23 protein-coding genes and 1 pseudogene are annotated in these 22040 nt (G+C 71.3%); 10 read left to right on the top strand and 14 right to left on the bottom strand.

Annotation, left to right across the window (positions count from 1 at the left end; translation table 11 throughout):
* Positions 1-4: 4 nt before the first annotated feature.
* The 3 genes from SCNRRL3882_RS15325 (at position 5) to SCNRRL3882_RS15315 (ending at position 3633) form a co-directional block, all read left to right on the top strand.
* Positions 5-244, top strand: coding sequence for an SCO4848 family membrane protein (locus tag SCNRRL3882_RS15325; protein ID WP_010047056.1), 240 nt, complete (start codon positions 5-7; stop codon positions 242-244).
* Positions 245-267: 23 nt separating this feature from the next.
* A complete protein-coding gene (locus SCNRRL3882_RS15320) occupies positions 268-1911 on the top strand; it encodes a metallophosphoesterase (RefSeq protein WP_010047057.1) in 1644 nt (547 codons plus the stop codon).
* A gap of 180 nt (positions 1912-2091) precedes the next feature.
* Positions 2092-3633 carry an ABC transporter substrate-binding protein gene (locus tag SCNRRL3882_RS15315; protein WP_010047058.1) on the top strand — a complete coding sequence of 514 codons (1542 nt, stop codon included), beginning with the start codon at positions 2092-2094 and terminating at the stop codon, positions 3631-3633.
* A gap of 6 nt (positions 3634-3639) precedes the next feature.
* Here the strand turns inward: SCNRRL3882_RS15315 and SCNRRL3882_RS15310 are convergent, their stop codons facing one another.
* The 10 genes from SCNRRL3882_RS15310 to SCNRRL3882_RS15265 all read right to left on the bottom strand — a co-directional run bounded on the left by SCNRRL3882_RS15310 (position 3640) and on the right by SCNRRL3882_RS15265 (position 11225).
* The gene (locus tag SCNRRL3882_RS15310; protein WP_010047059.1) at positions 3640-4407 is read right to left on the bottom strand and encodes a TetR/AcrR family transcriptional regulator; all 768 of its coding nucleotides are present in this window, start codon (positions 4405-4407) and stop codon (positions 3640-3642) included.
* Between the two features lie 17 nt (positions 4408-4424).
* Positions 4425-4964, bottom strand: coding sequence for a thiol-disulfide oxidoreductase DCC family protein (locus SCNRRL3882_RS15305; RefSeq protein WP_010047060.1), 540 nt, complete (start codon positions 4962-4964; stop codon positions 4425-4427).
* 12 nt (positions 4965-4976) lie between these two features.
* A complete protein-coding gene (locus SCNRRL3882_RS15300) occupies positions 4977-5384 on the bottom strand; it encodes a membrane protein (RefSeq protein WP_010047061.1) in 408 nt (135 codons plus the stop codon).
* A gap of 89 nt (positions 5385-5473) precedes the next feature.
* Positions 5474-6247, bottom strand: coding sequence for a hypothetical protein (locus SCNRRL3882_RS15295; protein WP_010047065.1), 774 nt, complete (start codon positions 6245-6247; stop codon positions 5474-5476).
* An 85-nt stretch (positions 6248-6332) separates the two neighbouring features.
* Complete coding sequence (locus SCNRRL3882_RS15290) at positions 6333-6953, bottom strand: Uma2 family endonuclease (RefSeq protein ID WP_010047067.1); 621 nt, start codon at positions 6951-6953, stop codon at positions 6333-6335.
* A 155-nt stretch (positions 6954-7108) separates the two neighbouring features.
* A complete protein-coding gene (locus SCNRRL3882_RS15285; protein ID WP_010047069.1) occupies positions 7109-7888 on the bottom strand; it encodes a succinate dehydrogenase iron-sulfur subunit in 780 nt (259 codons plus the stop codon).
* Positions 7888-9642 carry a succinate dehydrogenase flavoprotein subunit gene (gene sdhA, locus SCNRRL3882_RS15280; RefSeq protein ID WP_010047071.1) on the bottom strand — a complete coding sequence of 585 codons (1755 nt, stop codon included), beginning with the start codon at positions 9640-9642 and terminating at the stop codon, positions 7888-7890. Before sdhA ends, SCNRRL3882_RS15285 begins: the two co-directional genes overlap by 1 nt.
* A gap of 19 nt (positions 9643-9661) precedes the next feature.
* On the bottom strand, positions 9662-10144 hold the full coding sequence (locus SCNRRL3882_RS15275; RefSeq protein ID WP_010047073.1) for a succinate dehydrogenase hydrophobic membrane anchor subunit: 483 nt from the start codon (positions 10142-10144) through the stop codon (positions 9662-9664).
* Positions 10145-10149: 5 nt separating this feature from the next.
* Complete coding sequence (sdhC, locus tag SCNRRL3882_RS15270) at positions 10150-10530, bottom strand: succinate dehydrogenase, cytochrome b556 subunit (RefSeq protein ID WP_010047075.1); 381 nt, start codon at positions 10528-10530, stop codon at positions 10150-10152.
* A gap of 221 nt (positions 10531-10751) precedes the next feature.
* A complete protein-coding gene (locus SCNRRL3882_RS15265) occupies positions 10752-11225 on the bottom strand; it encodes a 2-oxo-4-hydroxy-4-carboxy-5-ureidoimidazoline decarboxylase (RefSeq protein WP_010047080.1) in 474 nt (157 codons plus the stop codon).
* A gap of 284 nt (positions 11226-11509) precedes the next feature.
* On the opposite strand from SCNRRL3882_RS15265, the gene SCNRRL3882_RS15260 reads away from it, so the two are divergent.
* The 4 genes from SCNRRL3882_RS15260 (at position 11510) to SCNRRL3882_RS15245 (ending at position 14933) form a co-directional block, all read left to right on the top strand.
* Positions 11510-13120, top strand: a complete 1611-nt coding sequence (locus SCNRRL3882_RS15260) for a family 20 glycosylhydrolase (protein ID WP_010047083.1) — start codon at positions 11510-11512, stop codon at positions 13118-13120.
* A 96-nt stretch (positions 13121-13216) separates the two neighbouring features.
* Positions 13217-13723: a hypothetical protein gene (locus SCNRRL3882_RS15255; RefSeq protein ID WP_010047084.1), complete on the top strand. Its 507-nt coding sequence runs from the start codon at positions 13217-13219 to the stop codon at positions 13721-13723.
* Between the two features lie 107 nt (positions 13724-13830).
* Positions 13831-14385: a hypothetical protein gene (locus tag SCNRRL3882_RS15250; protein WP_010047087.1), complete on the top strand. Its 555-nt coding sequence runs from the start codon at positions 13831-13833 to the stop codon at positions 14383-14385.
* Between the two features lie 152 nt (positions 14386-14537).
* Positions 14538-14933 carry a hypothetical protein gene (locus tag SCNRRL3882_RS15245; RefSeq protein ID WP_086012593.1) on the top strand — a complete coding sequence of 132 codons (396 nt, stop codon included), beginning with the start codon at positions 14538-14540 and terminating at the stop codon, positions 14931-14933.
* A gap of 1 nt (position 14934) precedes the next feature.
* On the opposite strand, the gene SCNRRL3882_RS15240 is transcribed toward SCNRRL3882_RS15245, so the two are convergent.
* Positions 14935-16134 (bottom strand): peptidoglycan recognition protein, encoded by a 1200-nt coding sequence (locus tag SCNRRL3882_RS15240; protein WP_010047094.1) that lies wholly within the window; start codon positions 16132-16134, stop codon positions 14935-14937.
* 114 nt (positions 16135-16248) lie between these two features.
* Positions 16249-18945 carry an N-acetylmuramoyl-L-alanine amidase gene (locus SCNRRL3882_RS15235; protein ID WP_029181675.1) on the bottom strand — a complete coding sequence of 899 codons (2697 nt, stop codon included), beginning with the start codon at positions 18943-18945 and terminating at the stop codon, positions 16249-16251.
* A 262-nt stretch (positions 18946-19207) separates the two neighbouring features.
* On the opposite strand from SCNRRL3882_RS15235, the gene SCNRRL3882_RS15230 reads away from it, so the two are divergent.
* Together SCNRRL3882_RS15230 and SCNRRL3882_RS15225 are read left to right on the top strand one after the other, a co-directional pair.
* Positions 19208-19825 carry an RNA polymerase sigma factor gene (locus SCNRRL3882_RS15230; RefSeq protein ID WP_029181676.1) on the top strand — a complete coding sequence of 206 codons (618 nt, stop codon included), beginning with the start codon at positions 19208-19210 and terminating at the stop codon, positions 19823-19825.
* A gap of 171 nt (positions 19826-19996) precedes the next feature.
* Positions 19997-20974: a hypothetical protein gene (locus tag SCNRRL3882_RS15225; protein ID WP_010047102.1), complete on the top strand. Its 978-nt coding sequence runs from the start codon at positions 19997-19999 to the stop codon at positions 20972-20974.
* Between the two features lie 17 nt (positions 20975-20991).
* Here the strand turns inward: SCNRRL3882_RS15225 and SCNRRL3882_RS41330 are convergent, their stop codons facing one another.
* Both SCNRRL3882_RS41330 and SCNRRL3882_RS41325 read right to left on the bottom strand, forming a co-directional pair.
* Positions 20992-21135, bottom strand: coding sequence for a hypothetical protein (locus tag SCNRRL3882_RS41330; protein WP_197709812.1), 144 nt, complete (start codon positions 21133-21135; stop codon positions 20992-20994).
* The gene (locus SCNRRL3882_RS41325) at positions 21136-21450 is read right to left on the bottom strand and encodes a TetR-like C-terminal domain-containing protein (RefSeq protein ID WP_197709811.1); all 315 of its coding nucleotides are present in this window, start codon (positions 21448-21450) and stop codon (positions 21136-21138) included.
* A gap of 5 nt (positions 21451-21455) precedes the next feature.
* Between SCNRRL3882_RS41325 and SCNRRL3882_RS15215 the strand changes: the two are divergent.
* Positions 21456-21976 (top strand): annotated as a pseudogene (locus tag SCNRRL3882_RS15215) (ubiquinol-cytochrome c reductase cytochrome b subunit); the annotation flags it as partial.
* Between the last annotated feature and the right edge of the window lie 64 nt (positions 21977-22040).

Raw genomic sequence — 22040 nt, 5'->3', positions numbered from 1 at the left:
GTGCATGAAGCTCAGCCGCCCCGTCTCCTGGTTCCTGCTCGCCTTCGGGGTGTGGAGCTGGGTCATCTGGATCACTTTCGTCAAAAACCTCGTCAAGGACAGCAGTGGGCTCGCCTTCGACGACGGTCATCCCACGGCGTACTTCTGGGTGCACCTGCTGCTCGCTGTCGTTTCCTTCGTATTGGGGACGGCCATCGGGGCCATCGGGTTGCGTGGTCTGCGCGCACTGCGCCGGACGTCATAACGGCAATCGGGAGACACGACACCGTGGCCATCGTCTTCGTACTCGTCGCAACCCTCGTCCTGGCCGTCATCGTGACGGCCAACTGGTACGTGTGGCGACGCCTCTTCCGCGACACGACCCGCGGCCCGGGCCTCACCCGCCGCGCGGGCGCGGCCCTGATCGCCGGCGGCTGGCTCCTCGCGATCACGGCCCTGGTCGCCGAACGCACCGGCGTCCCCTTCTGGCTCCAGCAGGTCCTCGCCTGGCCGGGCTTCCTGTGGCTGGCCCTGTCGATATACCTGCTGCTGGCGGTCGTGGCGGGAGAGTTCGTACGGCCGCTGCTGCGGTGGTTCCTGGCGCGGCGGGCGAGGACGAAGGCGGCGGGCCCGGAGCACGGGCCGGTGGTGACGGCGACTGGTCCGGGGACGGACCGCGGCACCGGCGTGCCTGGCGGAGTGACGGCTTCCGCGACAGCCGCCGGTTCACCGGGGGAGGGCGTCGCTGGTGCGCGCGGCGGAGCGACGGCCTCGGCGACTGCGACCGTGCCGCAGGCGGACGGTGCCGGGATGCCCGGCGGGACGACTGCTTCGGCGACGACGGCGGCTGGGGAGCGGGCGGAGAGCGACGCCGGCGTGCGAAGCGGAGTGACGGCCTCGCCGGAGGCCGGGCCACGGCCGGACGTTGCCGGTGTGCCTGGCGGAGTGACGGCTTCGACGACGGCGGCCGTGCCGCAGGCCGAACGCGCCGGGGCGCCCGGCGCCGGTGCGTCCGGCGGTGCGGTTACCGCTTCCGCCACCGCCCCGCACCCCCAGGACGACCCCGCCCCCGCCACCCCCGACACCACCGTCTCCACCCCCACCGGCCCGTCCCGCCGTCTCTTCGTCTCCCGGGTCGTCGCCGGGGCCGCCGCGGCCGCCGCTGTCGGGACCGTGGGGTACGGGACGTACGGCGTGCTGCGTGGGCCCAAGGTGAAGCGGGTCACCGTGCCGCTGGCCAAACTGCCGCGCGCCGCGCACGGGTACCGGATCGCCGTGGTCAGCGACGTACACCTCGGCCCGGTCCTGGGCCGCGGCTTCGCACAGAAGGTCGTCGACACGATCAACGCGACCCAGCCCGACCTGATCGCGGTCGTCGGCGACCTGGTCGACGGCAGCGTGAAGGACCTTGGCCCCGCGGCGGCCCCGCTGGCCCAGCTGAAGGCCCGTCACGGGTCCTACTTCGTCACCGGGAACCACGAGTACTTCTCCGGCGCCGAGCAGTGGGTCGAGGAGGTCCGCCGCCTCGGCCTCACCCCCCTGGAGAACGCCCGCAGGGAGATGCCGTACTTCGACCTGGCCGGGGTCAACGACGTCGCAGGCGAGGACGAGGGCCAGGGCCCCGACTACGCCAGGGCCCTCGGCGACCGGGACACGGCACGCGCGTGCGTGCTGCTCGCCCACCAGCCCGTGCAGATCCACGACGCCGTCGAGCACGGCGTCGACCTCCAGCTCTCCGGCCACACCCACGGCGGCCAGCTCTGGCCCGGCAACCTCATCGCGGCCGCCGCGAACCCGACCGTCGCGGGCCTGGAGCGCTACGGCGACACCCAGCTCTACGTCTCACGCGGCGCGGGCGCCTGGGGCCCGCCCACCCGGGTGGGGGCACCGTCGGACATCACCCTGATCGAGCTGGCGTCGCGACAGGCCTGACCCTGTGAGAGCGCTGTGAAACCGGACGGAAACGCCCATCGGTAAGTTCTTTCCCAACTCGTCAGATCTCCCTTCCGCCAGCTCAAACACCTGTGATTGGGTGAGGCCGCCACAAAGGGGTGTGGCACTGGCACAAGGGCCCACGGGCCTGGGAGGGCAAGGCCGATGCGATCGGTTCGCATGCGGATACTCGCGGGACTGCTCGTCCTGGCGGCAGCGGGGGTGGGCGCCTGGCAGCTCGTGCCGTCGAAGAAGGACGGCACGACCATCACGGTCGGCACGACGGACGCCGTCACGTCGCTCGACCCGGCCGGCGCCTACGACGCCGGTTCCTGGGCGCTGTTCAGCAACGTCTTCCAGTCGCTGCTCACCTTCGCCCCGGGCGGCACCGCACCCGTACCCGACGCGGCCAGGAGCTGCGCGTTCGCCGACGGCGACCTGACCACGTACCGCTGCGAACTGCGCTCCGGCCTCACCTTCCCGAGCGGCCGGAAGATGACCGGCGAGGACGTGAAGTACTCCTTCGACCGGATCATGAAGATCAACTCCCCGGTCGGCCCGGCCCCCCTGCTCGACACCCTCCGTTCCGTGGACGCCGACGGGCTGACCGTCACCTTCCACCTGTCCTCGCCCGACGCCACGTTCCCGTTCAAGGTGGCGACCGGCGCGGGCTCGATCGTCGACCACACCGCGTACCCGGCCGACAAGCTGCGCACCGGCAGCGGTGTCGACGGCACCGGCCCGTACACCCTGACCTCCTACACGAAGGACGCCTCGGCGGTCCTCGCGCCCAACAGCCGCTACCAGGGTGCCGTCAAGGGCGGCGCGGGCCGGCCCGTCGAACTGCGCTACTACCCCACCCCCGCCGCCCTGGACGCCGCGTGGCAGGACAAGCGCGTCGAGGTCACGACCGACCAGCTGCCGCCCGCGGTCCTCGCCGGCCTGAACCCGAGCGATCCCGCGCAGCGCGTCTTCGAGTCGGAGAGCTCCGAGACCCGCAACCTGTACTTCAACACCCGTGCGGGCAAGCCCCTGCACGACCCGAAGGTCCGGCAGGCCATGGCCTGGCTCATCGACCGCGAGCGGCTGGCCGCCAACGTCTACGACGGCACCGTCGACCCGCTGTACTCCCTGATCCCGGCGGGCCTCACCGGGCACACCGCCTCATTCTTCGACGACTACCCGCGCCAGGACCCGAAGAAGGCACGGCAGCTGCTCACCCAGGCCGGCGTGACCCTGCCGGTCCGCTTCACCTACGGCTACGCCAAGGGCCGTGGCGCCGGTGCGCAGGAGGCCGCCGAGATCAAGCGGGAGCTGGAGGCGAGCGGCCTGTTCAAGGTCACCCTCAAGGGCTACGAGTGGACCGACTTCCAGAAGCGCTGGGCGAGCGGCAAGCTCGACGCGTACGCCGTCGGCTGGGTCGCCGACTTCCCCGACCCGGACACCTTCGGAGCCGCGCTCGTCGGTACCGGCAGCGCCATGAAGACCGGCTACAGCAGCAAGACCGTCGACCGGCTCATCCAGGACAGCCAGCGCTACGCCGACCGCGGCGAGGCCGACCGGGACTTCCAGTCGGTGCAGCAGACCGTCGCCCAGGACGTGCCGGTGCTGCCGCTGTGGCAGGCGAAGGAGTACGTCGTCACCACCGAGGACATCGGCGGCGGCCAGTACCTGTCGGACGGCACGGGCGTGTTCCGCCTCTGGAGCCTCACGCGGCTCTAGGGAGCCTCACGCCGCTCCAGGGCCGGTGCTCTGGGAGTCGGTCCGGCGCGCGGCCGGGTCCGGGATCGCCCGGGTCATCCCCGGCAGGAAGTCCGTGAACAGTTCGTGCACCTCGCGCACCAGCGGCCGCAGCACCCGGAAGCGGGCCAGTGCGACTCCACGCGCGGTGAGCCGGGCCCCGCGCTCGGCGAGCCGGTAGCTGCGTTCCCGGCCCTCGGTCCGGTCGAAGATCCAGTACAGGACGAGGCCCATCTGGGACAGCCACATCAACTCGGGCAGGATGTCCCGCAGTTCCTCGGCCACCTTGGTCTTCGTCGCCCCGGCCAGCACCTCCCGGTGGACGCTGATGGCCTCCTCACGCGCGTGCTCCGACTCCGGGGAGAAGGGGCTGAGCGGGCTGTCCGGATCGGCGGCGTTCTTGAAGAACTGCACCGCGAACTCGTGGTACGGCGCGGCGATGTCCAGCCACGCCCGCAGCACACCCGCGAGCCGGGCCTCCAGATCGCTCTCCCGGTCCAGGATCTCCCGGACCGCCACCTGGTGCTCGGCGGCGATCCGGTCGTAGAAGCCCTGGATCAGGTGCTCCTTGCCCTCGAAGTAGTAGTACGCGTTGCCGACGGAGACCCCGGCCTCCTTGGCGATGGCCCGCATCGTCGTCTTGTCGTAGCCGCGCTCCTGGAACAGCCGCATGGCCGTCTCCAGGATCAGGGCGCGGGTCTGCTCGGACTTGGTCGGGGTGGCGCCGTCGTCGGGGCCGTCGTTCTTCGCGGACACGGGAAGAGAGCCTAACGTCAGCGCCCCGGCGCCCGGCGAGGGGCGCAGGTGCCGTCGGCGCAGCCCGGCGCGGTGTAGGTCCAGCCGAGGTCCGGGTGGTACGCCCACCCGTCCGCCCGCCGGTACACCCGGCCGCCCCACTGAGCCTGGCCCCACTGCGCCCCGCCTCCCGGCGCCCTGCCTCCCTGCCCCCGGTTCCACTGCGCGCCGCGCCACTTGGCGGCGGCCAGCACCGCGCCCCTCGCGAGCCGGGCGCCGGACGGGGTGCTGAGCCGGTGGGCGAGCGGACGGTGCTCGCGCAGCGCCCACAGGGTGACGATCCAGGCGGCGGGGCCCCGGTAGACCTGCCCGGCGTCGCCGACGACGGTGATCTCGTCGAGGGTGGCGCCGTGGTCGAGGCCGGGAAACCGCCCCCGGGCCTCCTCGGAACCGGCCGGGACCAGCTCCAGCGGCACCAGCTTCGGTTGCCGCAGGAGCCAGTCCCGCAGGAACGCGCACAGGGAGCACTCGGCGTCGTACAGGACGGTGAGCCGGCGGACCGGTGCGGTGGCGTTCATGCCGCTCTCCGCTCAGGCCTGCGCCTGCGGGGCGGCCCAGCCCTGCGGCGGCACCGGCGGTACCTGCTCGCGCTCCATGGCACCGCGCCGCCGGATCCGGTTGAGCACGTAGACGTTGCCCAGGTGCATCACGCCGAGGACCAGCAGCACCACGCCGACCTTGGTCGACAGGGCCTCGAAGACGCCGCGCGTGTCGGTGATGGTCTCGTCACCGCTCAGATACAGCGCGACGAACCCGAGGTTGACGAGGTAGAAGCCGACCACCAGGAGGTGGTTGACGGCGTCGGCGAGCTTCTCGTTGCCGTGCAGTACGTCGGCGAGGAAGATCCTCCCGTTCCGGCTGAGCGTGCGGGCCACCCAGATGGTCAGACCGATGCTGACCAGCAGGTAAATGACGTAGGCGATGACCGTGCGGTCCATTGCCCCCACCCTTCTTGAACACGTTCAAAACGCTGTCGGGGATGACTCTAGACCTGTTTTTGAACATGTTCAACACGTGGGCCGGCCCCTCAGGCCGCGCAGCCCCCGATCCTCCGCGTGCTCAGCGCGATGTCGTCCAGCCGGACCTCGTACGACGACGGGCTCGGGTCCGCCTGGTACAACTGCCAGCCCAGCTTGAGCTGTTCGAAGGCAGGGAAGACGAACGGACCGGACGTACCGCCGTGCTGGTCGGTTGAGACGGTCAGGTCGGGCTGGGGTACGCCGTCGAAGTAGACCGTGACGCGGTTGTCCCTGGCGTCCAGATGGAACTCGACGCAGCTCCACTTACCCGCCGTCGCCGGCGCGGAGGTCTTCCACGCGGTCCAGTCCCCGGTCGGTCCGAGGTCGGAGCCGACACCGTAGAAGTTGCGCTTCTCCGTGGGCACGTACTGGCCGCCGAGCGGACGGACCAAGGTCGGGGAGTCCCGGCCGGAGGCCTCCGCAAGGGTCCAGTGCGCCCAGTCGGGGGCGGTCGGGAACGCGTCCACCCTCAGCCGCATCCGGGCCCAGAAGCTGTTGCCGGGGGGAGCCAGGTGTGGGAACACCAGGAAGGCGCGGCCGTTGCCCTCGGTGCGGATGCGGAGTTCACGGCCGTGGCCGGTGGAGGCGCGGGTGACGGTCAGTGTGCCGTCGGAGGTGTCCGAGGTCCAGTCGCGGCCTTGGGCGACCGGGCCGAGGGGGAGGCGGTCGAAGCTCTCCCGGGCGAGGACCGGGGAGGGTGCCGCCGAGGCGGTGGGGGATGCCGTGAGCAGCGCGGAAGCCGTGGCCAGCAGCGCTGCGGCGGCCCTTCTGAGGTATGCCATGCGGCAGTCTGGCCACGGGAGTTACAGCCGTGACAGGTGCCGAGCCTTAAGTGGCCGGTCACGTTCCGTTTCTGTCCGGATCGGGTCACGCGACCTTTTTCGCTTGGCCTGCCTTCAGGATTTCAGCAACGTCCAAGGTGACCTTGGCGCCGATGGAGTCGGGGAGGGTGACGATCTCGCCAGGGGCGTGAGGACGGTGGTTCTCGTACCCATTCCCGGCCGGGTCGGTGAGGACGTGAAGGCGCTGGTGCTTGCGGTCGACGATGACGTAGACGGGCACCTTGGCGTCGGCGTAGGCGGCGACCTTGGTCTTGAGGTCGTCCTTCCAGTTCCCGGAGGTGACCTCCAGGACGAGACGGAAACAGGCCGGGTCGTACGCGTTGTTCTCGACGAAGTGGTCGTCGATGTCGGCGTCCACCACCACGAGGTCCGGGATGGCGTAGTCCTCGGCGCCGGTGGGCAGCCAGAGCCCGACGTTCTGAAGGACCTCGGTTTCGCCGTCGTCCAGTCCTGCCGCGATGAACGGGCGCATGAGCTTGGTCAGTGCACGGGCGTGGGGAGCATCCGAGGACGGGGTCACGAGGAGATGGCCTGCGATGATCTCGACGCGGTAGCCCGGATGGCGCTCCATGATCTCGTCGGCGATGGTCGTCAGGGTGACCGGCTCTTCTTGGTGGAAGGGCTGCTCGACGGAAGCTGCGGACATCAGGTGCCTCCTGGGGGCTGGTGTCGAGAGCATCATCGTAGGTCGGACGACGTCATTGCGTCCTTCGCAGCCATGTTCACCCGTGAGTGTGGCATATGCCCGAGGGCCCTGTTTCCAGCGGAAACAGGGCCCTCACAGCCGTACGGCAGACGGCCTCAGTAGCGGCGCGTGATCAGCGCTCGCTTCACCTCGGCGATCGCCTTCGTGACCTCGATGCCGCGCGGGCAGGCGTCCGTGCAGTTGAAGGTCGTGCGGCAGCGCCAGACGCCGTCGCGGTCGTTGAGGATCTCCAGGCGCTGTTCGCCCGCCTCGTCACGCGAGTCGAAGATGAAGCGGTGCGCGTTGACGATCGCGGCCGGGCCGAAGTACTGGCCGTCGTTCCAGAAGACCGGGCACGACGTGGTGCAGGCCGCGCAGAGGATGCACTTCGTCGTGTCGTCGAAGCGCTCGCGGTCCTCGGCCGACTGCAGACGCTCGCGCGTGGGCTCGTTCGTGTCCTTCGTGATGAGGAAGGGCATGACGTCCCGGTACGCCTGGAAGAACGGCTCCATGTCCACGACCAGGTCCTTCAGGACCGTCAGGCCCTTTATGGCCTCGACCGTGATCGGCTTCTCGGGGTTGATGTCCTTGATCAGCGTCTTGCAGGCAAGGCGGTTCTTGCCGTTGATCCGCATCGCGTCCGAGCCGCAGATGCCGTGCGCGCAGGAGCGGCGGAACGTCAGCGTGCCGTCGAGGTCCCACTTGATCTTGTGGAGGGCGTCGAGGACGCGCTCCTTCGGGTCGATCTCCAGCTGGAAGTCTTCCCAGCTGGCCTCCGCCGCGACCTCCGGGTTGAACCGGCGGATGCGGAAGGTGACCGTGATGTAGGGGGAGTCGGCGAAGCCGGGCTCGGGCTTTCCGGCCGCGTCCGACTTGTCCAGAACGGGGGTAGCCATCAGTACTTACGCTCCATCGGCTGGTAGCGGGTCTGGACGACCGGCTTGTAGTCGAGACGGACGGTTTCGGAGCCGTCGGCGCCGACCTCGCGGTACGCCATGGTGTGCCGCATGAAGTTGACGTCGTCGCGGTTCGGGTAGTCCTCGCGGTAGTGACCGCCGCGGGACTCCTTGCGGGCGAGCGCGGAGACCGCCATGACCTCGGCGAGGTCGAGCAGGTTACCCAGCTCGATGGCCTCCAGCAGGTCCGTGTTGAACCGCTTGCCCTTGTCCTGGATCGAGACGTTCTTGTAGCGCTCGCGCAGCTCCGCGATCTTCTCGACCGCCGTCTTGATGGTCTGCTCGGTGCGGAACACCATGACGTTGGCGTCCATGGTCTCCTGCAGCTCACGGCGCAGCGTCGTCACGCGCTCGGTGCCGGTGGAGTCACGCAGCCGCTCCACCTGCTCCATCACGAACTCGGCCGGGTTCTCCGGCAGCTCGACGAAGTCCGCCGTCTGGGAGTACTCGGCCGCGGCGATGCCGGCCCGCTTGCCGAAGACGTTGATGTCCAGGAGCGAGTTCGTGCCGAGGCGGTTCGCGCCGTGCACCGACACGCAGGCGACCTCGCCGGCCGCGTACAGGCCCGGGACGACGGTGGTGTTGTCCGCCAGGACCTCACCCTCGACGTTCGTCGGGATGCCGCCCATCGCGTAGTGCGCGGTGGGCTGGATCGGGATCGGGTCCGTGTACGGCTCGATGCCGAGGTACGTCCGCGCGAACTCCGTGATGTCGGGCAGCTTGGCGTCCAGCTGCTCCGGCGGGAGGTGGGTGAGGTCGAGGTAGACGTGGTCGCCCTCGGGGCCGCAGCCGCGGCCTTCCCGGATCTCCGTGTAGATGGAGCGGGACACGACGTCACGGGACGCCAGGTCCTTCATGACCGGCGCGTACTTCTCCATGAAGCGCTCGCCGTCCTTGTTGCGGAGGATGCCGCCCTCACCGCGGGCGCCCTCCGTCAGGAGGATGCCCATGCGCCAGATGCCGGTCGGGTGGAACTGGAAGAACTCCATGTCCTCCAGCGGGATGCCCCGGCGGTAGACGGCCGCCTGGCCGTCACCGGTCAGCGTGTGCGCGTTTGACGTCACCTTGAAGAACTTGCCGCAGCCGCCGGACGCGTAGATCACGGCCTTCGCCTGGAAGACGTGGATCTCGCCGGTGGCGAGCTCGTAGGCCACCACACCGGCCGAGCGCTTCACGCCGTCGACCTCGGTGATCAGCTGGTCCAGGACGTAGAACTCGTTGTAGAACTCCACGCCCTCCTTGACGCAGTTCTGGTACAGCGTCTGGAGGATCATGTGGCCGGTGCGGTCGGCCGCGTAGCAGGAGCGGCGGACCGGGGCCTCGCCGTGGTTCCGGCTGTGACCGCCGAAGCGGCGCTGGTCGATGGTGCCGTTCGGAGTGCGGTTGAACGGCAGGCCCATCTTCTCCAGGTCGAGGACGGAGTCGATGGCCTCCTTCGCCAGGATCTCGGCGGCGTCCTGGTCGACCAGGTAGTCACCGCCCTTGACCGTGTCGAAGGTGTGCCACTCCCAGTTGTCCTCCTCCACGTTGGCCAGCGCGGCGGCCATGCCGCCCTGCGCGGCGCCCGTGTGGGAGCGGGTGGGGTAGAGCTTGGTGAGCACGGCGGTGCGGCTGCGCTTCGTCGACTCGATGGCGGCGCGCATACCGGCGCCACCGGCGCCGACGATGACGGTGTCGTACTTGTGGATCTTCATGATTTTCGCAGCCCCGTGCCTAGCGGATGTTCGGGTCGAAGGTGAAGATCACCAGCGTGCCCAGCAGGATGGTGAACACCGTGGCGGTGTAGAGCAGGCCCTTGAGCCACAGCCGGGTGTTCGCGCGCTCCGCGTAGTCGTTGATGACCGTGCGCAGGCCGTTGGCGCCGTGCAGCATCGCGAGCCACAGCATCAGCAGGTCCCAGACCTGCCAGAAGGGGCTCGCCCAGCGGCCCGCCACGAAGGCGAAGCCGATCTTGGACACACCGCCGTCCAGCACCAGCTGGATCAGCAGGTGGCCGAGGACCAGCACGACCAGCACCACGCCCGACAGGCGCATGAACAGCCAGGCGGCCAGCTCGAAGTTGCCCCGGGTGGACTTCGGGGTCTTCTTGGTGCGCTTGCGCGGGGCCTCGATGAAGGGCGCGGGGTTGTCGACGGTGTAGACGGCGCCACCCTCGACGGGGCCGACGCCGGCGGCGGTCTTCTCAGTCGTGGACATTGGCGTCAGCTCCCGAACAGTTCACGAGCGGCGTGGCCGAGGACGGGGTAGATCGCCCCGAGCATCAGCACGACCCACAGGGCGACGACGGTCCAGAGCATCTGCTTCTGGTACCGGGCGCCCTTGATCCAGAAGTCGACGGCGATGACGCGCAGACCGTTGAGCGCGTGGAAGAGGATGGCGGCGACGAGGCCGTACTCCAGCAGCGCGACGATCGGCGTCTTGTACGTGGCCACGACGTTGTCGTAGGCCTCAGGGGACACGCGGACGAGAGCGGTGTCCAGCACGTGAACGAACAGGAAGAAGAAGATGAGGACGCCGGTGACTCGGTGAGCCACCCAGGACCACATTCCTTCCCGGCCGCGGTACAGCGTTCCAGCCGGCACGGAAGTTTCCTCCGGGAGCGGGGATTGGGGCCGCGCCGGCTTGGTGTGTCGGTCGGGCCCGGCCGGGTACGGTCCACCGGCCCCCAGCATCGTAGCGATGCGCTGCCGCTGGGCTGAGCCGGGGTCCCGGGGTGTGATCAAACTGGCATGCAAAGAGGTACAGGTGGGCTAGCGCGGGCAGGGGGTATCGGGGTTCCCCGGGGCCTGCCGGGTGCGGGCCGTCAGTGGTTGATCGCGCAGTTCCCCGCGCCCCTGAGGGCGGTCAGCAGACGTCCCCTCGCGAGGCGCCGGAGTTCGTCCGCCGTCACTGCCCGCTCCTCCTCCGGATCGTTGGTCAATCGTGACCGGATGGCCTCCAGGAGGCGGTCCAGGGTCTCGGCCGGGGGCACACCGTCCAGGCAGATGACGAACACGTGTCCGAAGCGGGCCTCATAGGCGGCGTGGGCCGCGCTGAGGGCCGTGTGGGCCGCGGAGTACGTGCCGGGCGGGAGGGGCGGCAGGGACTCGGCTGCCAGGGCCTCCGTCAGGTCGGGCCAGGTCAGGTCGTAGGCCGCCTCGTCCGCCGCGGCCAGCAGGGAGGCCAGGTCCGGATAGGGGCGGTGTTCCGCGACACGCCGGGACCAGCGGGGGCTGCGCAGGCAGGAGAGGAGCGTCTGCTCCAGGGCCTCCTCGGAGGCCGCGTTGAAGCGCTCCACCGGTATGGCGAGTCGGCCGGGGAGGTCTGGGAGACGGTGCGCAGGCAGCGTGGGTCCTCGTGGGCGTCACGTGTGTCGGCAGGGCATGTTGTGAGGGATGTGACGTCACGCTATCGAGTACGACCATGACGTGTCCGACGGATGCCCGAATTTCACCCGGGAGAGAGAGTTTCGGCACGCGTGGTGGACGCGCGCAGGGTGGCAGGGGGTCTTAGGTTGGCGATGTGAGTCAGCACAAGCGCCGGGGTTCGGCGAAGCAGGGAAAGCCGGGGAAGCAGTGGCAGGTGCTGGTCGTGGCCACGGCCGTCGCCCTGGTCGTGGTCGCGGCCGGGGTGAGTCTGGGGCTCTGGGCGGCCTCGGGCGGCGACGGCGGGACCACCGGGCCGGAGGCCAGACCCTCCCAGGACCGGACCGCGGCCGCCCCGCACGGCACCTCCCCGGAGGACGGCCCGAGTCCGAGCCGCTCGTACGCCCTGTCCCAGGCGCCGCAGACGATCCCCGCCGTGCGCGAGCACACCGCGGCCCGCGGCCCGGGCTGGCGCCCCGCGAGCGGGGACCGCGTCGTCGTGGACGACCCGGCGCTGGCCGACGAGGGCCGGCTGATCGCCGGTGAGCTCGGGCTGACGTACGAGGGCGAGAAGGACGACCGGCGCGCCGGGGACGTACGGCTGACGCTGGACGACGGCAAGAAGGCGAATCCCGAGTCGTACGTCATGACCGTGCGCGACGGGCGGGTGGAGATCAGCGGGCCCGCCGACGCGGGCGTCTTCTACGGCACCCGCACCCTCAAGCAGGAAGTGCACGACGGCGGCACGGCGCCCGAGGGCGTGGTGCGGGACGAGCCGGCCAAGCCGGAGCGCGGGTTCATGCTGGACATCGCCCGCAAGAACTACACGGCCGGCTGGATCGAGGACCGGATCCGGGAGCTGGGCGATCTGAAGTTCAACCAGCTCGGTCTGCACTTCTCCGACGACCAGGGATTCCGGATCGAGTCCGACTCGCATCCGGAGATCGTGTCCGAGCAGCATCTGACCAAGGCGCAGGTGCGGAAGATCGTCGACCTCGCGGAGAGCCGCCACATCACCGTCGTGCCAGAGATCGACTCCCCGGGGCACCTCGGCGCGGTCCTCGCCGCCCACCCCGACCTCCAGCTGCGCACCGGGCGGGGATCGGCGGTGCAGGGGGCCATCGACATCTCCGAGAGCGAGAGCGCCGCGATCGTCGACGATCTGCTGAACGAGTACGCCGACCTGTTCCCGGGCGGGCCGTGGCACCTCGGCGGCGACGAGTACCAGGCACTGGTGCGCTCCGACCCGGAGGCGTCGTTCCCGCAGCTGGCCGCCGCCGCGCGGGAGAAGTACGGCTCCGGGGCGACGGTCGCCGACCTCACCACCGGCTGGCTCAACGACCGGGCCGCCACCGTCCGCAAGCACCAGCGCACCCCGCGCGCGTGGAACGACGGCTTCTTCCGGGACACCTCCGTCAAGGCCGCCAGGGACATCCAGGTCGCCTACTGGACCGGCAAGGAGATCGGCGCCCGGCAGCCCGCGGAGTACCTGGGCGAGGGCCGGAAGGTGATCAACTACAACGACGAGTTCCTGTACTACGTGCTCGGCGAGCCGCAGACCTTCGTCTATCCGACGGGGCAGCGGATCTACGAGCAGTGGACGCCCCGGGTGCTGCGCGGCACGGCGGCCGTGCCGGAGCGCTACGACGGGCAGATCCTCGGCGGGTCCTTCGCCGTCTGGGGCGACGTCCCGGACGCGCAGACGCAGGACCAGGTGGCGGCCGGGATCCGCATGCCGCTGCGGGCGACCGTCCAGAAGCTGTGGGACCCGGGCCGGCCCGAGCTGTCCTGGGCGGAGTTCCGGGCGCTTGCGGACAGGCTCGGCTGACCGCACACGAATTGGCCCGTACGGCTGCGAACTGCCGTACGGGTGTGGTGGTCTTCTGACGCGAGCCGAATCGAATATGCCGGGGGGAACCGGAGCATGGGCTACTGGGGGTACTTCGTCGTGGGCCGTGGGGAGCGGCCGCTGGCGGAGCTGGACGCACTGGCGGGGGCGACGGACGGGATGGTGCGGCGCACCTCGGCACCGGGCGGGTGGCAGGTTTGGGAGTACCCGAGCAGCGACGGCGACGTCGGGAACATGAACGCCCTCGCCCGGGAGACCGGGGCGCCCGCGCTGTTCGGGTACGTGATGAACAGCGAGTGCGTGGTGCTGGAGGCCGCGGCGCCGGACAGCGGCACGTGGACGACCTGCCTCGCCCGGGCCGCCATGGCCGGGTACCTGGGCGCCGGCCGGGAGGGCCTCACACTGGAGGACTACTTCCTCGAACCCCGCGACGCCGCCGAGCACGCGGTCCGCTGGGCCGCCGAGGCCGGGCACGAAGTGAACGCCGACACGCTGGTGGACGTACTCACTTCAGACCCTGATCCTCTGGCTGAAAACCTCTTCTTCCGCTTCCTCGACCGACTGGGCGTCGTGCCCCTGTGACGTTCCGGGGCCGTTGCGCGCAGTAAGGGGAAGTGCGGGTTCCGTGAGGGGTGAGGGCTGGAAGCGGCCTGGTAGGGCCCCTGCAAGGCCCGCGGAGGGAGGCGTGGATGAGCCTGGTGGAGTTGATCGCACAGGCCGACGAACGCGGGCTGGCCGCGAGCGGGCTGGCTTGTCTGGATCGGTGCGTGCCCCTGCTGGGCGGCGACGACGAGATCCTGCGGCCGCTGTGGGCGAGCCTCACCGACGGCGCCGGTACCGGCGACTGGGGTGAGGGGCTGGAGCAGGCGCGCGGAAAGCTGGACGCGGCCGGCACCGGGGACGAGGCGGCCGTGCTCGCCCACCGGATGCTCGAGGCCGCTCCCGCCGAGCTGTCCCCCGCGGGGGTACGGGTGTGGGCCGACGCCTGCTCCGTCGCCTCCCTCCAGATCCACCGCCTCCTCGACACCGCCGAGGACGACGCCTCGTCGGTCACCGTGCGCCGCGAGGGCCGTACGGAGGGCATGTCGCCGCTCGTCGCCGCGGAACTGCGCCGCCAGATCACCGTCCTGGAGGTCCTGGCCGGTCACGGTCCGGCCGGGCTGCGGCGGGCGCTGGAGGTGTCGACCGAGGGACGTCGGGTACTGCGCGCGGTCGTCTCGCGCCGGAGCCGGCAACAGGGCTGACGGACCGGGCGCCGAGCCCCTGACCGGCCCAAACCCCATTCCTGGGAGAGTCCTGTGACGGTCCCTTGGGTGAGGTGGGGCGGTCCTGCGCCGCTTCGGGGAAGTCGCCGATTCCGTGTGACGAAACGTCATGCCGCAGCGCTTTCCCGGGTGTGACGACTCAAGCGGAAACCAGGCCCTCGGCCGCGGCGAAGCCGCTGCGGTGGGCGGCGGACACGGTGGCGACGATGCGCGAGGGAGCACGGCTGCGCCTCGACTACTCGGCACAGAGTCTGTGGAGCATCGACCGGATGATCGAGGGGATACGGCGGGAAGGAGCGCCGTACGCCGCCGTGCAGGAGGTGCTGCGCGGGTTCGGGGCCTACGCCGGTGAGGTGATGGCGCGTCAGACCGGGGCCGAGTGGTGGGCGACGGGCGGCGACCACTGGATCCGCACCCCCGACGGACGCCTCTGGGACCCGATCGACGAGGCCCGCCGCTGTTACGCCGGGCACGGCTCGCTGCGGCTGCTGTGCCGGGACGCGACGACGGCCGCGCCCCCGCGGTAGCTCAGCGCGCGAGCCCCACCGGGGCGTCCCCGGTTCCGGGACCGGCCTGCTCCGGGGCCGGCTCGTCGAGCTTGGCGGCCCTCCCGGCGAGGGTGCGGATCTCGGGCAGGTCGTCGTAGAGGTGCCGGCCGGGGCACTCGGTCGGGTAGCCGTCGCGATGGCCGGAGACGCGGTGCAGCGTGGCCTTCTGGCCCGCCTTGTACTTGCCGTTGTCGGCACCGGCGGTCAGCACCACCGTGCCGGTCGGGTCGATGCCGTACAGGCCGAGCTTCCAGGCCGCGACCTTGGCGACCGACTCGCGTACGGCGGTGTTCGGGGTCGTCTTGCTGTAGTCGCCGAGCACCGAGACGCTGCTGGTGGCGGTGTTGAAGCCGTAGGTGTGCGCGCCGAGGACGGGCCTGTCCATGCCGCCCGCACGGCCCTCGAAGACCGTGCCGCACTTGTCGACGAGGAAGTGGTAGCCGATGTCGTTCCAGCCGTTGCTCCGCACGTGGTAGAGGAACACGCCGCGCACGATCGACGCCGACTCGGAGCAGGTGTAGTCGTTGGTGCCCGCCGTGTGGTGGACGAACATCGCACGGGTGCCGGTGGTGTAGGTGGGCGGGTCCTTCACGAGGGACTCGTCGGCGCCCCAGGCGGAACGTGACCTGACGGCGGGACGTTCGGCGTGCGGCGCACCGGCGGCCGGCCCGACGACCTCCGGTTCGACGAGGTCCGGTTCGACGACCGTGGTGTGCACGGCGTCCGATCCGCCGTCCGGGTCGACCAGTTCGACGCGCAGCCCGTCGGGCAGCCGTCCGCCCGACACCCGCACCTGGACGCCGTCCGAAGGCCCGGTCCACAGCGGCTGGGTGCCGCCGCGGACTCCGGCGCGGTGGCGGTCGGGGCCGGTCTCGGGCGTCCGGACGTCGGTGTCGAGTGCGCGCCACGCGCTCCATTCGCCGCTCTGGCGGGAGCGGGTGCGCACGTGCGCGGTGCCGTCCAGGGCCGCGTCCGGGTCGTCCCAGGTGACACCGACCATGCTGAACGGCTCGGTGGTGCGCGGGGCGAGGGACCGCTCGTGCGGGTCACCGTCCGGCACCCGGACGGTGTGCACGCCGTCCGAGGAGGAGGCGGAGGAGGTCCGGGCGGGCTGGGTCAGGCCGAGCGTGCCGGCGGCCAGGGCGGTGGCGACGGCGGTGTGCAGCAGGAGGCGTGTCATGCGTGGCTCGCTTCCGGTCCTCTTGGGGGCGATGGGGGAGTCTTTCCCCCTTGCCCACCCGTCCGTTCGGTCTGCCGGAGAAATCCGGCAAACGGCCGAGGACCGGACGAGTCGTCACGGCGTCAGCGTCTGGCCCAGGTGGGCGTCCGTCGGGGTGCCCAGCGTGGACTTGCCGAAGACGACGGAGTCGGCGTACCCGAGGCCGGTGCTGTTGCTCGGCAGGTACAGCAGGACGCCGTCGCCCCCGTCCTCGCCGTCGGCGCCGAACGTGAGGTCCGCCCGGCCGTAGCCGGACAGGTCCGTCAGTGACACCGACGAGCCGAAGCGGTCGCCGGTCTCCGTGGAGCCCGGGACGCCGGAGGTGTCCTGCGAGATCCCGACCGAGCCGGAGCCGGTCAGACCGGAAGCGGTGCCCTTGACGAGGATCGCGCTGCCCGCGTCGGCGCGGTTGACGCCGTCCCGGGTCAGGTCCTCGCCCGGGGCGCCCGCGAGGACGTCCGCGTAACCGTCGGCGTTGTAGTCGCCGACCGAGACGGAGGTGCCGAGGGCGTCACCGGACTCGTTGCCGCCCGGCACGTACGCCGTGTCCTGGTGGATCACGGTCATGCCGGTGGTCGTGAAGCCCGTGGCCGTGCCCGGGACCATGGTGATCTGGCCGCCGGACCTGCCGCCGGACTCCGACGCGGCCGGCTGGCCGATGACGATGTCGTCGTAGCCGTTGCCGCTGACGTCACCGGCGGCGAGGGAGCGACCGCCCTTGACGGAGATGACGCCCACCTTGGTCAGACCGGTCGCGGAGCCCGCGAAGCGGACGACCCGGCCGATGCCGCCGGTGTCGCGGTAGTTCAGGGCGATGTCCGCGTAGCCGTCCCGGTTGAAGTCGCCGGTCGCGGCGTCGAGGTAGGAGACGGCGCCCGTGGCCGTGGTGAGCGTGCCGTACTTGGTGGCGCCGCCGGTCAGCCGGGCGTTCCAGTTGCCGCCCCTGCCGGTGCCGGCGGAGAAGACGTCCGCCTTGCCGTCGCCGTCGAAGTCGCCGACGGCGACCGTGGAGCCGAGCCTGGCGCCCGTCGAGGTGACCCCTGACGTGGTGTACGAGAAGCCGGTGTCGAGTGCGGGTCCGTACATCACCGTGACCGAGCCGCGGTCGGCGTGGCCGCTGGTGTCGTCCTCGCCGGGTGCGCCGATCGCGAGGTCGGCGTAGCCGTCGCCGTTCACGTCGCCCCACGCGGTGGAGGTGCCGAAGCCGTCACCGGTCTCGTGGGAGCCGGGGACGCCCGGGCTGCTCTGGCTGAGCGTCACCTTGGCGGCGGTGACCGGGCCGTCGATGCCGCCCGGGACGACGGTGACGGTGCCGCCGCCGCTCAGCGCCTTGGGAGTGCCCGCGACCAGGTCGGTGACGCCGTCCCGGTTGACGTCGGAGGTGGCGAGGGCGTGTGAGATGCCCGGGGTCTTGGCGACCTGGGCGATCCGGGAGAGCTGGGAGTAGAGGTTCGCGCCGGGGCAGGCGGTGGCGTTGGTGTCGCGGTGGCCGAAGACCCGGGGCAGGGTGATCGAGACGCCCTTGTCGACCTTGTTGCCGTCCTGGCCGGCCGGGCTGCCGGAGGTGAGCGTCACCTTGCCGGTCGGGTCGATGCCGTACATGCCGAACTTCCAGGCGACCAGCCGGGAGATCGCGTCGAGCGCGGCGCGGCTCGGCCGGGCCTTCTCGAAGTTGCCGATGTACGAGATCCCGACGGTGTCGGTGTTGAAGCCGATGTCGTGGGCGCCGGTGACCGGCAGGTCCATGCCGCCGCTGCGGCCCTCGAAGATCTGCCCGCACTTGTCGACGACGAAGTTGTAGCCGATGTCGTAGTAGCCGCGTGCGAAGTGCTCCTGCTGGATGGAGCGCATCCGGGCGCGGGACTGGGCGCAGGACAGGGTGTTGTCGCTGTCCATGCCGGTGTGGTGGACGACGGCGGCCTTGATCTCGGTGCCGTAGGCCGGTGTGCCGTCGTAGTCCGTGGAGGCGCCCCATTCGGCCTGCGTGATGATCGGCGGCTTGACGACCGTGGAGGGGCGGGGCGCGGGGGCCGTGGGGGTCGGGGAGGGGGAGGCCGTCGGGGACGCCGTGTCGCCGGGGGTGCCGCTCGGCGTGCTCGTCTCGGTCGGGGTGGCCGTTTCCGCCGGGGTGCCCGTTTCCGCCGGGGTCTGGGTGGGAGTCGGCGGAGTCTGGGTGGGGGCCGTCGGCTCCGTCGTCGGGGCGGGGGTCTCCTCGGTGAAGGCCGCGGTCCGGATGGCGCCCTTCGGGTCGGTGCCCGGGTCGAGGAGCCTCACGTCCATGCCGGCGGGCTGGCCGCCCGCCTCCGTGCCGTCCGCGTTCACGACACGCACCTCGACGCCGTCCGCGTCGCCGGTCCAGAGGGACTCGGTGCCGCCGCGCAGCGCGGCCCGCTCGCCCTCCGCGCCGTCGGCCTGGCCCGGTTCGGCCGACAGCTTCTGCCAGCCGGACCAGCGCCGGCTCTCCAGGTCTCTCGTCCGCACCTCAGCCGTGCCCCGGAGTCGGGCATCCGGGTCGTTCCAGGTCACCAGTACCGCGCTGAACCGGTCCGTGTCCTGCTTGGCCAGGCCCTTGCGCCCGGAGCCCTCGTCCTTGAGCTTCACGGTGTGGACGGCCGGCTTGCGGCTCTGGGACGCGCCGTCGGGACCGCCGGGCGGATCGGCCACCGCATAGGTGACCACCCCTGCCGCGCTCAGGACGACGGCGCCGATGGTCAGCCACGCCCGTCTCTTCAGACTGAGCGGTTTGTACGCACGCGTGCTGCGAGGACTCAACTACCCCACCCCTAGAACTGGACACATCCGCCCCTGCAGTCACACAGGTGGCACTCACCCAGCGCACATCTGTGGCCAAACATCACCCGGTTGTGTCGATGCCGCCGTGCAGGCGCGCTGCCACTGCCTCGGGAGGGACGCAGCACTCCGCCTGCTGTGACATTTCTCCGGAGCCCGGCGCTGATGATCGTGGAGGACGTGGCACGGACGCGTTCCCCGCGGTGCGGATCCGCCGCGAACCCGGTACGGACGAGGACGGTTCTTGGGCCAGGGAGGGGAACCCCGGCGCGTGCAGGCGCGCGACGGGGAACTGGGCGCGGCCGTCGAGCGGGCCCAGAACGGTGACGAGGCGGCCTTCGCGGTCGCCTACCGGATCGTGCAGCCCGGCCTGCTGGGCTATCTGCGCGGACTGGTCGGGGAGGACGCGGAGGACGTGGCCTCCGACGCCTGGCTGGAGATCGCCCGGGACCTGGGGCGGTTCAAGGGCGACGGGGCCGGGTTCCGCGGCTGGACGGCGACCATCGCCCGGCACCGGGCGCTGGACCATCTGCGCCGCCAGCGCGTCCGGCCGAGGTCGTCCGCGCTGGAGCAGGACGTCCTGGACCTGCCCGGACCGCACAGCACGCACGACCAGGCGCTGGAGGCCATGTCCACCGAGCAGGCGCTGCGGCTGGTCAGGGGCCTGCCGCAGGACCAGGCCGAGGCCGTGCTGCTGCGCGTCGTGGTGGGGCTGGACGGGCCCGCCGCCGCCCGTGTCCTCGGCAAGCGGCCGGGGGCCGTGCGGACAGCCGCGTACCGGGGTCTGAAACGCCTCGCCACCCGGCTGGGCGCCGAAGGTGTGACGGATGAGGTTCCCCGGACGCTGGGGGAGTCGAAATGAACGATGCCGGCGGGCCGGGCGGAGTCGCCGGGTCCGGTGCCCTGAACGGGGCGGACGAACGAGACGTATGGATCGGCCCCGGATCGCCGGGCCGGTCGGCCGGGCCGGCCGGGTCGTACGGACCCGGCGGGCGCCGCGGGACGCATGGATCGAGCAGGGACGGAACAGGACATGGGTGAACATCAGAGCGGCGGCGTCCCGGGCCGTCGGCGTGTGCACCCTGGGGACTCCGCCTACGGCCACCGGGCGGCGCGGGACGCCGACGGCCGGTGGCCCGGCCACCGCGGGACGGCCGGCTGCGGCAGCCCTGGCCTCGGCACTCGGCACGTCCTCGACGAAGCCGAGCTGGAGGCGCTGCTCGTCGCCGCCCTCATCCGGGACCGGATCGACGCCGAGGCCGAACAGCGGGCGGTGGCCGCCTTCCTGGCCGCCCGGGACGCCGGCGCGCACCGGGCCCGCACCCGCCGCCGGGACGACTGGCGGCCCCGGGAGCGGCGGCATCCGGGGCGTTCGCTGAAGGCCACGCTCTCCGTGCTGCTCGCCAGCCTCACGCTGGGCGGGGTCGCGGTCGCGGCGATCGGCTCGGTGGGATCCACGGACGGTGCCGACGACCGCGGTCGCCCGCCCGCCTCCACCCGCGCCCCCGGCGCCTCGGCGGGCGAGCCCACCGGTACTCCGTCCGGTGTCGCGACCGGCTCCGCGTCCGCGCGCCCGGACCGTCCCGCCCCCTCCCGGGACACCGAAGCCCACTGCCGTGCCTACGAGGAGGTCGACGGCCGGGGCAAGGCCATGGACGCGACAGCCTGGAAGCGCCTCGTCGAGGCCGCGGGCGGCGAGAGGAAGGTCACGGCGTACTGCGCCGAGCAACTGGCCCGGGCCGAGGCGAAGCCCGGCAGCACCGCCCGACCGGAGAAGAGTGCGGACGCCCCCGGTTCCGCCGGCGCCGACAACGGCGCGAGCAACGCCGACAAGGGCGCGGGTAACTCCGGCAGTGGCGCCGGCAGCGCGGACAGCGGCGCCGGCAACGCGGACCCCGGATCCGGGGCCGCGCAGAGCGGTGGGGACGCCGCCGACGGCGCCTCATCGGGGACGTCCGGGGCGTCCGGGGCCAAGGGCAGGACCGTCCAGCCCGACGACCGCCGCCCGTAGCGGAGTTCAGGAAGGAGTCAGGACTCCACGCTCAGGCCGAGGGCCACGGTCAGTTCGCCGAGGCACTGCTCGAAGAACGGCTCCATGTCGGTCAGGACGAAGTCCCACTGGCGAAGAACTTCCAGGCACAGCAGTCCGTAGAGCCTGCTCCAGCAGGTCACCTACACGTGCAGTGCTTCCGGGGGCAGGCGTTCGTCGATCAGGCGGGAGTACGCGCGCAGTTGCTCGCGCAGGGACTCGGGCTGGTCCTCCAGGTCCGGCACCGGGAACGGCTGGGTGTTCCACAGCTCGATGATGATGTCGAGGAAGACGTACGCGAAGCGCAGGCCGGCCTGGTACCGGGCGGAGTCGGGCTGGTGCTGCGTGCTGCCGACAGGGCTCGCGAAGATCCACTCGAACTCAAAGGGGTGGGCCACGGCCCAGGAGCGCATCGCGCGGCAGACGGCCGCCAGCCGCTCGGCAACTTCTGGGGGCACACGCTGTCACCGGAGACAAGCGCGAGCACCACATCCTGGACCGCCCGCGCAACGCCCCCACCCGCACGGCCTTCGGCGTCGCTGGCTGACGGCGTACTTCGTGGTGATGATCGCGGGCGGCAACGACATCCCCATCACCTGGTTCTCCCGGATCTTCTTCTTCGCCGGACCCGTCATCGCGTTCGTCGTCACCAAGCGGATCTGCCTCGGCCTGCAGCGCCGGGACCGCGACAAGGTGCTGCACGGCCGCGAGACCGGCATCGTCAAGCGCCTCCCGCACGGCGAGTTCATCGAGGTCCACGCCCCGCTCAGCCAGGACGCGCTGCACACCCTCACCGCGCACGAGCAGTACCGGCCGGCCGAGAACGGCCCGACCGTCGACGAGAACGGCGGCGAGCGCAGGCCCAAGGGCTCCGAGAGGCTCCGCGCCAGGCTCAGCAAGGCGTACTTCGGCGCGGAGGGGCAGATCGCCAAGCCGACCGCCGAGGAGTACCGGGAGATCACGAGCGGTCACGGGCAGCACTGATCCCGGTGTGCAGGCGCTGCCGCGCCCTGCCCGTCGACCCGCGTGCGCAACTCGCCCGACGTGA

This window comes from Streptomyces chartreusis NRRL 3882, assembly GCF_900236475.1.
Taxonomy (GTDB): Bacteria; Actinomycetota; Actinomycetes; order Streptomycetales; family Streptomycetaceae; genus Streptomyces; species Streptomyces chartreusis_D.
This window is presented reverse-complemented; position numbering and strand designations above follow the sequence as displayed.